10 protein-coding genes are annotated in these 16,385 nt (G+C 42.4%); 3 read left to right on the forward strand and 7 right to left on the reverse strand.

The window, feature by feature from the left end; genetic code table 11:
* Positions 1–58 precede the first annotated feature (58 nt).
* On the reverse strand, positions 59–1,678 hold the full coding sequence (locus tag R2S57_RS22285; protein WP_316847154.1) for a Na+/H+ antiporter: 1,620 nt from the start codon (positions 1,676–1,678) through the stop codon (positions 59–61).
* 455 nt (positions 1,679–2,133) lie between these two features.
* On the opposite strand from R2S57_RS22285, the gene R2S57_RS22290 reads away from it, so the two are divergent.
* Positions 2,134–2,952 (forward strand): alpha/beta hydrolase, encoded by an 819-nt coding sequence (locus tag R2S57_RS22290; protein ID WP_316847155.1) that lies wholly within the window; start codon positions 2,134–2,136, stop codon positions 2,950–2,952.
* Positions 2,953–3,477: 525 nt separating this feature from the next.
* Here R2S57_RS22290 and R2S57_RS22295 read toward each other — a convergent pair.
* The 6 genes from R2S57_RS22295 to R2S57_RS22320 form a co-directional block, all read right to left on the reverse strand.
* Positions 3,478–4,419 (reverse strand): hypothetical protein, encoded by a 942-nt coding sequence (locus R2S57_RS22295; protein ID WP_316847156.1) that lies wholly within the window; start codon positions 4,417–4,419, stop codon positions 3,478–3,480.
* A gap of 33 nt (positions 4,420–4,452) precedes the next feature.
* Complete coding sequence (locus R2S57_RS22300) at positions 4,453–5,661, reverse strand: DUF4998 domain-containing protein (RefSeq protein WP_316847157.1); 1,209 nt, start codon at positions 5,659–5,661, stop codon at positions 4,453–4,455.
* A gap of 11 nt (positions 5,662–5,672) precedes the next feature.
* Positions 5,673–6,938 (reverse strand): DUF5000 domain-containing lipoprotein, encoded by a 1,266-nt coding sequence (locus tag R2S57_RS22305; RefSeq protein WP_316847158.1) that lies wholly within the window; start codon positions 6,936–6,938, stop codon positions 5,673–5,675.
* Between the two features lie 17 nt (positions 6,939–6,955).
* Complete coding sequence (locus R2S57_RS22310) at positions 6,956–8,881, reverse strand: RagB/SusD family nutrient uptake outer membrane protein (protein ID WP_316847159.1); 1,926 nt, start codon at positions 8,879–8,881, stop codon at positions 6,956–6,958.
* Positions 8,882–8,892: 11 nt separating this feature from the next.
* Positions 8,893–12,135, reverse strand: coding sequence for a TonB-dependent receptor (locus tag R2S57_RS22315; protein WP_316847160.1), 3,243 nt, complete (start codon positions 12,133–12,135; stop codon positions 8,893–8,895).
* A gap of 290 nt (positions 12,136–12,425) precedes the next feature.
* Positions 12,426–13,835 (reverse strand): alpha-L-fucosidase, encoded by a 1,410-nt coding sequence (locus R2S57_RS22320; RefSeq protein WP_316847161.1) that lies wholly within the window; start codon positions 13,833–13,835, stop codon positions 12,426–12,428.
* A gap of 237 nt (positions 13,836–14,072) precedes the next feature.
* On the opposite strand from R2S57_RS22320, the gene R2S57_RS22325 reads away from it, so the two are divergent.
* Positions 14,073–15,506: a HAMP domain-containing sensor histidine kinase gene (locus R2S57_RS22325; protein WP_316847162.1), complete on the forward strand. Its 1,434-nt coding sequence runs from the start codon at positions 14,073–14,075 to the stop codon at positions 15,504–15,506.
* Between the two features lie 11 nt (positions 15,507–15,517).
* Positions 15,518–16,222: a response regulator transcription factor gene (locus R2S57_RS22330; protein ID WP_316847163.1), complete on the forward strand. Its 705-nt coding sequence runs from the start codon at positions 15,518–15,520 to the stop codon at positions 16,220–16,222.
* Positions 16,223–16,385 lie beyond the last annotated feature (163 nt).

Below are 16,385 nucleotides of genomic sequence, written 5' to 3' on the forward strand. Positions count from 1 at the left end.
AATAGCAAATACAGATTAGCCTATCTAATAAGATCGCTTTAATTTACTGATACACAAACTACTTTATTGCTATTTTCCCATGCGGAATTTTAGTATCTGATAAATCAATCTGCATTTCCTGCTTTCTGATTACCTCATCGCTAAACCCTTTTTCCTTACGGATTTTATGTAGCTCCTGGCGCTGTACATGATAAATATCTTTTAAAATATGATTGTACACTTCCATTTCCGCATTTTCAATTGCCTCACACTCCATCGATTCCAGCCTTCTGGATGCATGGTTTAAACTGTTCTCCAATTCATTTTTCAAACCCCTTACCAAGGCTATACCCTCAGTTTCTTCCACATACTTTTCTTCCAGGCGGTTTAAAGAAACCTGTAAAAGGCGGAGTTTAATGCCGGCTTCTTGCTGCTCATCGGGCACTAATGGATCAATTTCATCAATATGAAGCGCTTTGATGATATAGGGCAAGGTAAGGCCCTGAAAAACCAGCGTAACCAAAATAACCACAAATGTGATAAAGATGATGAGGTTACGGTGGGGGAAATTAATATGAGCTGCAGTAGTAAGTGGTAATGAAAGTGCCGCAGCTAATGAAACTACACCGCGCATTCCGGCCCAACCAATAATTAACGGACCTTTCCAGCCGGGATGTGCTTCACTCCTGCTCACCTTAGCGGATAACCACCTCGGAATAAAGGCTACCGGATAAATCCAGGCGATTCGGAGCACAATCACAAGCGCACTAATGATCAGTCCGTAGCTACAGGCCTCCCAAAGCGAATAACCCTCTAAACCTGACATGATAATGGGTAATTCCAATCCAATTAAAATAAAGACGAAAGCATTAAGGATAATGGTGAGTGTTGCCCATACATTGATAGCCTGTAAGCGGCTTTGCCCGTCAACAAAAATCTCGTGCGATCGATAAGACAAAAACAAACCCCCACTTACCACAGCCATCACGCCCGAAAAATGGAACTGCTCTGCAGCCAGGTACATAAAATACGGTGAAATTAATGTGATGGCGGCATCGATACTCGGCGTGGTAGGTAAAAACCTGTGGATAAGATATAATACATGTGCTACCGCCAAACCGATCAGAATGCCCATTATGGTACTTAAGAAAAAATCGCCTGCTGCATTAGAAAGTGAAAACTGCCCCGTAATTACCGCAGCGAGGGCAAACCGGAGTACGATTAAACTGGATGCATCGTTAACCAAACTTTCGCCTTCCAAAATGGTCGTGATGCGTTTCGGAATCTTTATATTTTTAAGTACCGATGTTGCCGCAATCGCATCTGGTGGTGATACAATTCCTCCCAATAAAAAGCCCATGGCCAATGTAAAACCAGGGATCATGGAGGCGCTTAAAAATGCGACAGCCAGTGAGGTGATGATCACCAAACCGAAGGCAAGCAAACTGATTGGTCTTTTAAAACGCCAGAAGTCGTTCCAGGAGGTATACCAGGCAGCCTCATAAAGTAAGGGCGGAAGAAAAATTAAAAAGATTACTTCAGGATCAATTGACATGGCAGGAATCCCCGGAATATAACTGATCCCCAAACCGGCAAGCACTAAAAATATAGGGTAGGAAATTTTCACCTTTTGTGCCAACATGATTAACAGGAAGGCTACTGAAAGTAAAATAAGAAACTGAAGAAGGGTATAATGCATGGCTTTTTCTCGCAAAGAATAAACCACAAATATAATCAACAAATAACCAGTTATTTGAGCTTTAAAGGACCGTTACTTTATTAAAAAAAACTGACGATATCACGTGATTTTACGTGGAATAATAGCTAAAACCGACCTAGACATCTTAAATCTGTAAATATAATTGCAAATGAAACTTCTGCTTCAACCTGCTGTTTTATTCCATACCATGATTCTGTTTATAAAACAACATGCGCAATAATTGATTCTTCCAGATAACTAACGTAAATTAACGAAATAAAGCCAATAGATCCCGGGGCAGCAAACCACAAAACGACTGTATTTCAGTCACTTAAATCAATGGCGCGTAAATTGAATAAATGGTTTTATAAAAATTATGACCTGGTGATCATCCAATGAGTTGGCGGATTTGCAAGGCTACTTTAAACAATTAAAATTAATCTAATAAAAAAGCTATGAGTACCATTAAAGTAAAAGACGGAACTGAAATTTATTACAAAGATTGGGGAACTGGACAACCAATCGTTTTTCATCATGGATGGCCATTATCTGGTGATGACTGGGATACACAAATGATGTTTTTCCTGAAACAGGGTTACCGTGTAATTGCGCATGACCGCCGCGGACATGGCCGCTCAGGACAAAGTGCCAATGGCAATGATATGGATACTTACGTTGCCGACATTGCAGAACTAACAGCAGCACTCGACCTGAAAGATGCGATTCACATTGGACACTCAACCGGTGGTGGAGAGGTAATCCGTTACGTGGCAAAACACGGAAAAGGCCGCGTGGCAAAAGCAGTATTAATTAGTGCGGTAACGCCGATTATGATTCAAAATGAAAGCAATCCTGAAGGTGTGCCTTTGGCGATATTTGATGAAATCCGTCAGGGTACCGGTTTTACCAGGGCACAATATTTTTACGATTTCCCGGTAGCATTTTACGGATGGAACCGTGAAGGTAAAACCGTTCAGGAAGGCATCAAACACAATTGGTGGCGCCAGGGCATGATGGGTTCTGTATTGGCACATTATGAAGGGATAAAAGCATTTTCAGATTCAGATTTTACTGAAGATTTAAAAAGCGTAGACATTCCGGTATTGGTTTTACATGGTGAAGATGATCAGATCGTTCCATTTAACCAGGCACCAAGGGCGGCAAAATTGTTGCCAAACGGAAAATTAATTTCTTATCCAGGTTTCCCTCATGGTATGCCAACTACCGAGGCCGACACGATTAATAAGGATCTTTTAGCGTTTATTAAATCGTAAAAACCCAATTAACCACTGATGCGCACCAATAGACACCGTTATTTGTTGGTGCGCATTTTTTTTTGTAAAAAATAAAAGGGTTAAGATTGAGGAGCTCGAAAAACAGTCATTGTGTTTGTCGCAATGCCTGCAATTGTATTTAAAAAGGTCCTTCGACAAGCTCAGGATGACAAATGACAATAGAATATCGTCATTGCGAGTAGGCTTTTTCAGCCGACGAAGCCTGCCTGCTGCCGGCAGGCAATCTTTTTAGCAAGAATCACGAGCATGAAAGATTGCTTTGTCGTTCCTCCTCGCAATGACGATATCTCTCTATCTACTATACGAACTAGAGTGAGCATATATAAAACATAGGTTGGGTATCCGCCACAACCTATGTTTTGACCAAACTAAATCAGCTATTGATAAGATTAATCTTAACAAGCTGGTTTATGACCGGTCCTCACCGGTATCTTATCCATTCATGATTTATCAAATCTTCGACTTAACAAACCCGTCAATGGGAATCTTTTAATAATAGCGTGTTTACCTTGAACTACTTTCGGTTTTATAAGGCAGTTTCGGAAAATCCTTCTGCGCCTGCTTAAACTGAAGATCATACTCCATAGGCCAACCGAAAGCCTTTTTTGCAACATCCTGTAGGTTTACTCCTGCTGCACCGCTCCAGAAATGAATAAACTCTCCAAAATTCAGGTCTCTTTTAAAACGTCCATTTTTACTTTTTGGAAAGTTTAAGGCCAAAAGTTCAAAATACCTGTTCAGTACTTTTCCTTCCCCGTACTTGCTGTAAATGGGAAAAAACCAGTTTTTGAACCACTGCGTACCCGACCTCGGAAAGTCGTCGTACTGGGTCTGCATCTGTGTAAATACTCTATTGGCTTCTTCGGTCATGCCTATGTTTTTGAGCACATCATAATTGAAAATCTCCATAAACTTACTATCCCCCCATAATACATCAGATGGCGAACCTTTGGTACCATGGCTGGCGCTGGTTACAATATGCCCCATTTCGTGGATCGGCATACCAATTTGTTCTCCAATGGGATTGTTCCATTGGCCTAAACCACAATCGATAACGTTCCGGTAATCGTGGCTTGCATCAAAAAACGGCGATGGATGGCCACCGCCATAATCCTTACCAATTGCGCGGTGTAAAATCACATACAGTTTTGGGTCTGGCCCGAAATCGCCATAATTACGCTTCACATAGGCCCAGCAATCGGCCATTACAGCAACAGGCCATTTTACATCGGCTGGCATGTTTTTATCGTAAAAAACAGCCACATTCGCATTACTTTCTACCAGTTTCAGTTCCTCCTGATGTTCAAACCAATGTTCCTTCCACACAGAACCTGGAGTACTAGATGTTTTATTAGATTGATCCTTAAGCTGCGCATTGGATCTTGAAACTAGTCCCAAAAAAAAGATTGGGACTAGTAAATAATTGATTGTTTTATTTTTATTCATAATTGTATTATTCCTCCATTGTGCAGGAGAAAATTATTTATTCCAAAAGGATATTTCGCTAATATTACTGTAATAGGCATCACCACTAGCTACTTCAATCACGCGTATACGGATGTAGCGCATCGCAGGCAGCCCATCGGGAAGGCTTACCTTAAATGGTGCCGATCCATCATCTGAGCGTTCAACGGTTTTAAGCAGTGTCCATCCTCTTCCTTTCGATTCTGCTGTCCAGCCTGCAGAATTGCCTGGCGATTGTGTTTCTGCACCGGTAAGATCGGCGATCCCCCAGATTTCAAATTTAGTAGGATTATTACAACAGTCGCGCCCGATGATTTCGAACTGTGCCAGGTTTGTGATCGCTTTTCCCATATCAAAAGTGAAGTGATGTGGAAGCGGCGTCTTGTCGTCGCTATGGAAAATATCCGGATATCCGGTAGGGGCTTTATTGCCATTCCACAGTTTCGATAAAGAGGTTTCACTCGAATAAGTCCCTACATCATTGGCAAGTTTAAGCGGACGGAACAACGATTTATCTACTGGCACCATAATGTTGCTCAAGGAGTCAAAATCAGCCGTATAAAAGGTATCGATTGCCGATTTTACGGGTACATAGGCCGACTTGAAATAAATTTTTGTGCCAGTTTTATAGTCGGCCAGCCTGATCGAATTTTGATCAGGGCTTAATGCGCTTTTATGAATGGTACCATCTTTATACGTGTAGCGTATTTCGGTTGTAATATTGATGGTATCAGGTTTTTCGAAGTTAAGCGTGATGCCGCTATCGTCCAACTGATAAGGATCTGCAGAAACCAGAAATCTGTTGGTAAGACTCGACTTGTAGCTATCGCCGTAAACTTTTATGTTGCTGATTTGAACAGGCACTGATTTATTGCCGGCCTTATCGTACGAATAGATGGTAAAGGAATAATTGTATTCCACCAGCTTAGGAATGATTACCGATACATCAGTAATGGCGCGGTCGGGCGCGGCCATTTCCAATGAATCAGCCGAATTGTTCCAGAATATCTTGTAGCGGGTTACACTTGGATCGGGACTGGCCTTCCAATTTAGCTTTACCCTGTAGTTGCCCGGTGCCGCTGCAACCTTGCCCGGAAAGCCTGGATACACCCGCTCTTTTCCATCGAGATATTTCCTATAATCAAGGGCATCCTTAGTACAGCCACAAAGCACTGCAATGGTCAAAAAAACCATTAAAATACTGTTTATATGTTTAGTTGTCATCTGTATAAATTTTAGTTGGTGTTTCCCCAAAAAGATAATTCCATTACGTGGGCAAAATCCGCATTTCCCCAGGTCGAGTTTACGGCCAGCCTGATAAACCTCACTTTTGGAATATCAAGGGCGATGTTAAATTCAAATCCGGCTTTAACCGCAGCAAGATCTGCAGGAGTAGTTTGTCCCGGAGCATTGCCCGATGGAGGTGGCGGACAGTTGAAATTGCCAAGATTGATCCAGTCGCCAACCACGGTACCTTTTGCTGATGTTACAGGCAATGCGATATCTGTGGGTGCAGTTTTGGCCGATCCCCAGAGTGTCCAGGCCTTAGGGTTACCATGGTTATAAGAATAATCGTTTCCATAAGCTTCTCCTCTTTCCCATATTTTATAACGACTGAGCTTGGTAAGTACGCCCATGTCGAAAGTACAGAGCTGTAGGGGCTTGCCATAACCGGCTTCTGTGTGCCATCCCGGATCTGAGGTATTATTATCCCAAAGTCTGGTGGTATTCCATCCCAATGATATTGCACCTAAAGGAGAATCTGAAGCTAACCTGTACTCACTAAACTGTGCTTTTGGCACCATAATTTCGAAGATGGGACTAATCGATTTATACAAGGTATCAGAGATATTTCCCCATCTATCGGTAACATATACGCCGAAATCTCTTTTTAATGTATCGAATCCCCTTACGCTGAAATTAATACTCTCGGCTTCAGTATAAAACTGTTCAATCGGTAGCATTTTCCCTGTAGTTTTGTCATTCGAGATCACAATTACCCCGATCGGTTTTTTAGCAGGATTACTGGCTGTTACATTCACTCCTCCAAAATCGGCCTGGAGCTGAACGGTTGGGTAAACGGCCAGATAAGAGGGAGTTGCCGGGCGAACACGCACCTGCACAGGATCACTTTTCACATTTGCACGCGATACGGCATATAGGGTAACATCGTAATCGGCACTTTTTTCAAAGCCGTCTACCCTGATTGTATCGCTGTAATATGAAGATTTACTCTGCCTTACCGTTCGCGAATTGATCCGGTATTCTGCCTGTACATAGAGCAGGTTTTCCGAATTGGGCAACACATAAGAAATTACTGCGGCACCAGCCAGGTTCTCTACCTTTACTCCGGTAAGTGCGCCGGGTTTTGTCATATCTTTCGATACCACCTCATTAAAACCTTCACTTTCTTTGCACGAATAAAGTGAGCAGGCCACCAGCAACAGCGCAAGAAACTGCAAGCTGTAAAGCCTGTTGTATATTTTTGATCTAATTTTCATCATCATCTATTTAGAGTTTACCAATAAGGATTTTGAACCAGGTTCGGGTTTACGATCAGGTCGTTGTATTTCAGCGGCCATAAATAATCTTTCAGGCCAAATACCGGAACCACCAGGTTGCGCTGACGGTAATAACCTTCAGGTGTGGTATCCTGAATGTTCCAGCCCTGAAGCGGTTTGCTGAGTACATCCTGCATCACTTTCCAGCGCCTTAAGTCCCATCCTATTCTTCCTTCAAAACAAAGCTCAATGCGGCGTTCCTGTTGGATAATTGCCCTTAAGCCATCTTTACTCGAAGCCTTACCAGGATTTGTAGAATAAGATGACCAGGACTCTTTAACCCCCTTTAAGCCTGCACGTGTGCGTACTTTATCGATATAGGTATACGCATCTGCTGTAGGACCATTTACCTCGTTGAGCGTTTCTGCATAAAGAAGGTATAGTCCGGCAAGTCGAATTAAAGGCATTCTGAAACCCGTTTGGGTAACCTCTGTACCAAAAACAGATTGGTAACTGACTAGTTTGCTCGGCCAATATCCCGATACGTTAACCCTAATATTATCTTTCGGACCAGCAAGAGAAGTTCCTCCTCTAGCCTGTACATACAACATGTTCTCAGGATCGGTTTGTCCATTACCAAAAAAGCAACTTCCATCGAACGATAAATCAGCATAAAACCGGGGCTCCCGATCCATGTGCATTTTAATGGTTTGGTAACCGCTTTTCAGATAATATTTGCTTTCGGCAGGTGCTGCAGCAACGGCATATCTTCCTCTGTAATCGTAACCGGCATCTTCAGCCATTGGAACACCATTTTTGGAGTAGAACAGCTCGGCCATACCAATAGGCACAGCAAAATTGCCTGGCGCACCGCCCATATTCTGAACCATGGCATTGGTAAGTCTTGGCATAGCCATAGATTGTAGTCCAAATTCAGGATTAAGCGCCCAGATCACTTCAGGATTTTTCTCCCAGTTCTCGGTAATGCTCTGTCTGATGTCCATTACGGTTTTTAATGCTGGCGGAATGCTTGGAAGATTGCCGGGAGAAGTAAAACGGTAAAGTGAAAGATTACTTTCCTCGCATGATTTTACAGCTGCCTGGCAGGCCAGCATCGCTTTGCTCCACTTTTCGGCACTAAAAGTCGCCGGGAACAGATTAAGGCCATCTTTATCTTTAAAACCCGTATAATCGGGATTACCGTTAAAGAAAGGGCTAGCCTGAGTGGTCAGCACCTCAGCCTTAACCGATAGGGCAATGTTTTGCGTAATCCGGCCTAAACTCCTTGCTGGATCTTGAATGGTGCGTGGAAGATCGGGCGTGGCCTCATCCAATAAGGATACGATATAGGCAAAGGCCTCGTCAACAGTAGCACGTTTTACCCTTACCTCATCTGTGCCGGCATCTATCGGCAAATTCTGCTTAATTAAAGGAATAGGCCCATACATCCTTAACAGATAAAAGTGGTAATAGGCCTTTAAAAACTTTACCTCTGCTATCCAGCGGTTGCGTTCAAATTGTGGCAGATCTTTCGGACGGTCGATATTCTCCAGAAAAATATTACATCTTCTGATGGCCTTAAAAATAGGTTGACCAAGCTGTTCTCCATCCCAATAGTTTAATGAGGGATTATCAGTAGTTTGTACACCCCTGATGAGGTGAAAGCCTTGTTCTGCATCTCTGCTGCCCAATGTGGCCTCGGTTAAAGTATTGGGGAAATAAATTTCACCAGAGGTGGTAAAGGCTGCATCGTTATTGGATGGCCCCATATTCTGGATCGTAGAATAACAGGTAAAAAGGTAGTTTTCGGCCTCGTTTCTGTTTCTGAAAGCATAATCGATAGTGGCCACATTATCTGGCGTTACATCCAGATATTTCTTGCAGGAAAGGGTCATTCCCGAAATCACTGCAATGAGTAGGAGAAGTTTTATGTTGAATTTCATTACAGGTGTGCTTATAAGTTTACGTTGATTCCAATGTTGTACACTTTCTGGATCGGATAGCTGAAGCCGTTTGAAGCCAGTTCCGGATCCCAATCTTTAAACCTGCTCCAGGTAAACGGATTTAAGGCATTGAAATAGATTCGGCAGTTAGACAGAAATGCCTTTTTTGATAACTTATCAGGAAAGGTATAACCAACTTCTATCGATTTCAACCGAATGAAAGCACCATCGCGCATCCACCACGAACTGGTTTGCAGGTTGTTACTGATCTCAGAAGAGGTGGTTCCCAAACGTGGATACTTGGCATATAAATCTTGATTTTCTTCTGTCCAATGGCTATCGGCAAAAGGCTGAAGCACCTGTCTGTTTGATAAGAATGGACTAACCTCTGAGGGATCGATGAAGAAACTCGTACGACCTACTCCCTGAAAGAAGAGCGACAGATCGATCTTTTTGAATCCCATTGATAAACCAGCACCATAAACAATCTCGGGCGTTGAAGGCAGACCGATAAAAACCTGATCGGCTTCGGTTATCTTACCATCATTGTTTACATCGGTATATTTGATATCGCCACCCTTAGGCGCAGATGCTCCGGCGCCAAAAAGCTGTGTTGGCGAAGCTGCCGCCTCCTGGTCATCAACAAACAAACGCTCGGCAATATAGCCCCATCTTACCCCAATTTTCTGTCCGGAGAGTATTCTCCATGGTTCTTTATAGGCTGGTTGTTCATATTGTCCGTATTTATTCTGCGAAAAGGTAAAGTTCATCCTACCCGACATCCAAAATCCGCCCCTAAAGGTTTTACTGTAATCGGCCGAAAAATCTATTCCCCTCGAATCAGCAGTGCCTAGGTTTGCGCTCACACCCGATTCCAATCCCATACTGGTAGGAATAGAAGCACGTTCCATCAAGATGTTGTAACGGTGCTGTTTGTAGACCTCGGCAATGATGTTCAGGCTTTTAAACAAACTGATCTCCAAACCGATATTGGTCTGTCTGGAAGTTTCCCAGGTTACCGCATCATTGGCATAATTGGTAATGCTCACCCCTGGTCTGGTTACGCTGTTGGTTTGTCCGAAATAAGCCGGATTACCACCATTCAGGTTTACGTTTGATAGGTAAAAGAAACGCTGTGCGCCAATGGCATCGTTACCCACAAGACCATAACTTGCACGCAGTTTAAGCTTATTTACAGCGTCTTTTAGGCCACCGTTCCAGAATTTTTCGTTCGAGATTACCCATGAGCCGCCAATGGTAGGAAAGAAACCAAATCTGTTTTTCTCAGCGAAACGCTCCGATCCGTTGTAACCAAAGTTGAATTCAGCAAAATAACGGTTATCATACCCATAACCCAGCCTACCCGATAGGCCAACATTCCGGTAAGGGAGTGAGTATTGAAGACTGGATAAGCCGGTAGCCGGATCAATAGCATTGGCATATAAACGCTGTTGCCTGGTTGCAATGACTGTACCGCTGATGTTGTGTTTACTGCCCAGCTGTCTCGAGTAATCGACAACGGCCTGCATGTATACAAATGTATTGATATCCTTAAAGCCGGGTTCAAAACTCAGGTATTCTGAAGCCTGACCAGGTTGGTTGTTGATCCAGTTAAGTGTATATTGATTACTTATCCGGTCATAGGAAGCTATGTTATAAAAAAATGGCGAATATTGTCTCGTCAGGTCGAAATAGGAATACCTGTTGGTATTAAAGAGCCCTTTAAAAGTCAGGCCCTTAGTCAGGAAGTTCAGGTCCTGGTTCAGCTCCAATTGCGCCGACATTCTCGACCTTGAGAAGGATTTATATCCCTTCATCATATCTGCGTAAGGATTGGAAAAACCTACGGTATTTCCAGTTCCTTCAGTTGAGCTGTTGCCAAAAAGAATATGTGTATCAATACCCAATGAAGGATCGGCAGGATAAAATGCAGGAAACAATACCGGACTGGTATGAAGTGCCTTTTTATACAGATCGGCAGAAAAAGAACCGTCGTCCGTAATAGGGCCATTATACTCATCAAAAGTACCCGAAAGCCTTAATACCACCTCTGTGGTCGGTGTTACATTGATGTTGACGTTAGAACGCAGCTGATAGTTTTCGAGTTTTACGTTATTGTTGAAGTTGTTTACCGGACTCACTTTTAATATTCCGTTGTCGCGGTTGTAAGATGTACCGATATAGTATCTGGCAATTTTTCCGCCACCGCTCACACTCCCATTCAACCGTTGGTTGTTGGTGCTGGTTTTAAAAAGTTCGTCGATCCAGTTTACCGCAGGATACACATATTTGTTACTACCCGGTGCACCGCTTAAAGTCTGCTCGCGGTTGTAGATATCATTTTGGCTAAACCTGGGCACTGCTAAAGGATTCCTTGTGGTTAGGGCCTCATTGTACATCTTCATAAAAGTAATGGGATCGGCAATTTCGAGGTTTTGTGTGGCCTGCGAAATGGAGTTCTCAAAGCGTACGTTTACCTTCGCATTGCCTTCTACACCTTCTTTGGTGGTAACCAAAATCACCCCGTTTGCTCCCCGCGCACCGTATAAAGCCGTTGCACTGGCATCTTTTAAGATAGAGAAACTGGCGATATCATCAACCTGTAACCTCGCCAGATCGGTTGGGGTAAGCTCTACGTTATCTACCAGAATTAATGGATCTTGTTTGTAACCAAATGTGGTTACCCCGCGAATAAAAAAAGTAGAATTGTCCAATCCAGGCTGCCCGCTCCGTTGGTAGGCTACCACCCCAGCGATTTGCCCCGCCATAGCATTCGTCAAATTGCTTGAGGGGATTTTCAGCTTGGAAGGAGTAATGCTGGTTACCGATCCCACCATGGCTTCTCTCCGCTCCTTTTTCCCGAAAGCAGTAACCACTACATCGGAAAGATTATTATCATCGGAGTGCAGGATCAGGTCTACCTTCAGTTTTAATGGATCAGCTACAAAAGTTGTTTGCCTAAAACCGACTGACGATACCACAACAGTAGATTTGGCCGTGGCGTTCAGCACGAATTTACCATCGCCATCGGTAATGGTTCCCATAGCGCTCTGGCCTTTAACCTGCAGACTAACCCCTGGGATACCCAGACCGAGTGAATCTTTAACGGTTCCTGTAATTTTGATTGTTGCGCCCTGTTGCGCAAAAGTGGGACTGTCCAAGAGCAGCAAACAGGCACCGAATACAGAGAGCAGTATCCACAGGTTTCCCAGATAAGGCAGATGCCTTACCCTAGCAGTAAAAGTTTGGTTCATAAAGTTTGGTTGGTTAATTGTTGATTTATTTCAAAAAAAATGTTTGTCGGTAGGCCCTGGAGTAGTCAATGCCTGATACCATAACTCTTTCTTTTTCACCACGGATGCGCACACCTGCCCTGCCGTTCAGGCGGGGATAAACACAGGTTTTTTATTGCTCCGTGATGAATGTTTCTTTCCCCTTAAATACATTAACATCTAGGCCGCTCTATCTGCAATGGCAAATAAGAATATTAAAAAGAGAGGTTAATAAATTAGCCGGGCCAAAATTGATCCGGCTAAACTATATTTTATTTTCTTTCGTTAAATGCCCCTAGTTCAGCAATCGCTGGTGGGCTATCGAAATCGGTAATGGTAACCTTTATTTTTTCGCACCAGATGCGCTCGAACCTAAAAATGCTCACCCTCTTCTCCCCTTCATTTTTTGCTGTTAACGCATTCCATTTGCCATTTGCATAATATTGTAAACTATAGGTAGCTTTTCTATTATTGCCTGCGGTAAGTACCAGCATGTTGCAAGGCACTGCTTTTTCGAAGTTTAACTCATACCAGGGTGCTTTTACGGTAGGATTAGATGACCAGCTTGAACCAAAATCATCATCATTGGCAAAATCCATGATATTCATGTCATCACTCCAGCTGCTGTTGCTTTTGATATGCTTGGCCATGTTGCTCGAGATAATTGGTGCAGCGTAGGCCGGAATACGTGGAAGACCTGCAGGTTTTTTATAAATCTGGCCCATTTCTTTAAGTGCCACTAAAGCGTTATCATCGATCAGCCCATTTTTGCCTGGCGCCACATTTAATATAAAATTGCAATAGGCACCATTGTAGGGAATAATGAACTTGTTTACCAGCTCGGGTACATTTTTTACAGGAGTTGTAGGGAAAGATGTTTTCCAGAACCAATTGGCCTGAAGTGGTAAACAGGCAAGTGCCGGAAGTTTGTTGTTTTCTTTAGAAATAAACTGACCTGCGCCCTGCTCGTAAGATTTGATATCGGTATAAAATAATGCCTGAGTAGGATATTTAGCGGCATTCAAGTCCATCACCAAACAGTTGGGCTGTAAAGATTTAATCAGGTAATAAATATCTTCAAAAGGTACCTGATCGTAAGAAATCCTCGACCATGGTGCATCCCATCCATCAATAATCAGCGCGGTGATTTCGCCATAATTGGTGAGCAGTTCGGTAATCTGATCTTTGATCATCTTAACGTTTGCTGCTGTAATCTGGTTCGGGCGGATGCCATGGTGGGTATCCAATATAGAATAGTACAACATTACTTTTAATCCGTTTTTGCGGAAAGCATCTGCATATTCCTTCACCACATCACGTTTCAGCGGCGTATTCATCACATTATATGCTGTAGTTTTAGTATTCCAGATCGGAAAACCACTATGGTGTTTAGTAGTCAGGCAACCATAAGTCATGTTAGCCGATTTTGCCGCTTTTGCCCATTGATCAGCATCAAGCTTTGGTGATTGGAACAGGGAAAGATCTGCATCTGGGTCCGACCAGTCCTGATCCATAAAAGTTGGCATCCCATAGTGGATAAACATACCAAGCCCAAGGTCAACAAAATCCTGCTGAAGCTCAGGTAAAGGTTTATTGGCCGATTTTTGCTGGGCCATTGCGGGGTAAATGGATGTCGTTCCCGAAACGATAAGTAATAATGATAAAATCCTTTTAAAGGTCATTTCTCTTTTTTTTGGTTTATGTATTGGTGTGAGTTGTTTGAATGATGAACTGGCCTGCAGCGATTTGTTGATTCCAATCGGTCAATTAAATCGGATTTACAGGAACTATCCAGCTTTCATTATCCAAAGCTACACCATACATCGACGAAATTTGTCGAACGAAACCGTAACAGAAACCTAACAAAAGCTTAACGTGATGGTATTTATGGAATAATACGTCTATTTTTAAAGGATAAAATGAAAGATCGTATATATAAATCCGTTGTGCTGGTCAGTTTTCTGATCTTGCTCCTGGTTCAGCTCAGATTAACCTATAATTCTTATGTACTGAGAGACAGGGATTATAGTTTAAAGGAAAAAACGCTGATTAACGATGAATATGGACGCAGTATATCCGAAGATAAAGTGTACAGGGGCGGTGGAAAAATCATCGATTCGATCCTCTCCAGTAATATGCCTGCACTCAAGCAAACTTACCTCAGTAATAAAAAAGAATTTGTTAAGCTTTCTCAAAGGGTGAGCAACACACTTTTAAAAGACCTGCAAAAGGAAAGTACTATGGACAGTGTTTTCCGCTCGATCGTAAAAAGAAATGACCTGGATAGCAACTTACAATATCTGCTTACCTTTCAGCAGATAGAAATCAACTTCGATACCAAAATCGGGAACATCACCATACTCGACAATAATAGCGAAACCGATTTTCGGGCAGACCAAAAAACGCCTTATGGGGTGATTATCAGCGGTACATTAACTGATCCAAGCCTTCAAAATAGGGTAACCAATCTTTCGGTTAGTGGCAAACTGGTTTACGATTATAGAATTACCTTCAATCTTTTTGTCGATCCTCCGGGACGTACCTTAAAAGTAGCCTACCAAATGTTACCTACATTTTCGCTGGTTGCCCTGTGTATCATCATTATCGTAGGTATTAATTATTATACCTATATCAGCTGGATGCGGCAAAAAAAGGAAACCGATGTTAAATCTGATTTCCTGAACAGTATCAAACACGAATTTAATACGCCTATTACTACTATATTGGTAGCGAGCAAAAGCCTGCATGAGGAAGAGGTGCTCAATGATCGTTCGCGTGTAAATACACTCGTTAACATTGTAGAAAGACAGGCCCGAAGACTTCATTCGCATATTAATCAGATGCTGGAAATTTCAGAAATCAACAACAATATCAACCTGGAAGAAACAGACCTTAATTATGAAGTGCTTACCCTGGTTAACGATTATAAAATAAAAGTACAGGCACCCGATAGCCTTACTTTTGATCCTCATGGTTCGGAAATACTGCTGATGATGGATCCTTTTGTGTTTACCACCATGTTGCAGAATATTCTGGATAACTCCTTTAAACATAACCATAGCTATGTAAAAATGACCGTGATTTTTATTACAAGTGATAAGGACGGTTATACCCTCCACATTAAAGATAATGGGAAGGGAATTGAAGACACCATGAAGGAAAAAATATTCGACAAGTTCTTCCGGGCGGGCAAGGATAATACGGTTTCGGGTTTGGGACTTGGCTTATATTATGTTAAACAATGCCTGGATATTCATGGCTGGGAAATCAGTGTAAGAACAGAGTTGGGAAAAGGGACTGAATTCCTGGTGCATATTCCTGTTGAACAGACATTAATCAGTACAAATCATTAACCAACAGCATTATGCTTTATGATATCGTAATTATTGAAGATGAAATCGACCTGGGAAACGTAATTTCGGAATACCTGAAATTGAGGGGTTTTAGCGTACTGTGGTTTAAAACCGCTACAGAGGCCCTGGATTATTACGGCGCAAACCAGCTCGACAACAAACTGGTAATTGTTGATGTGCAATTACCCGATATGAATGGTTTCGACCTGGCCACAGAAATGGTAAAAATCAATCCCAATCAACCTTTTTTCTTTCTTACGGCACATAATGAAAAACAAGACCGGCTTCGTGGCCTTAAACTCGGCGCGATTGATTATATATCAAAGCCATTCGAAATCGAAGAACTGGTTCTAAGGATCGGAAATATTATCAATAAATTTTCCAGTAATACCAAAGTAGCATCGCTTTCGAAAGCAGACTATTTCACTATTGGCGACATCAGGTATCAGAAAGACCAGTTATTGGTGTTCATGCCCGATGGTAGAGAGGTTTCACTAACCGTAAGGGAATCGGAAGTATTGGACCGTTTGGCCGGCAATATTAATCAGGTTGTTAAAAAGAAGGATATTCTCTTGGCGCTATGGGGAAATGATGATTACTTTAATGGTAAAAGCCTCGAAGTGTTTATTTCAAGGCTACGCAGGCTTTTTAAAGCATCTGAACAGGTGAGTATCGAAAATGTTTATGGATTAGGCTACATACTGAAGGTAAAGTGATGCGATTTTGAGGGTTTCAATATGGATCATATAATCAAGATCCTACAGGCCTCCGCTCGTTGCCTAACGCGTGCATAAATAGCTAAACGATTTTATCGTTGTGAACGATTTGCTATACAACGCTCGTTAGAAACGAGCGTTAGCATACGAGGATAATAAATCA

The sequence above is a fragment of the Pedobacter psychrodurus genome (assembly GCF_032678585.1).
GTDB classification, from domain to species: Bacteria; Bacteroidota; Bacteroidia; order Sphingobacteriales; family Sphingobacteriaceae; genus Pedobacter; species Pedobacter psychrodurus_A.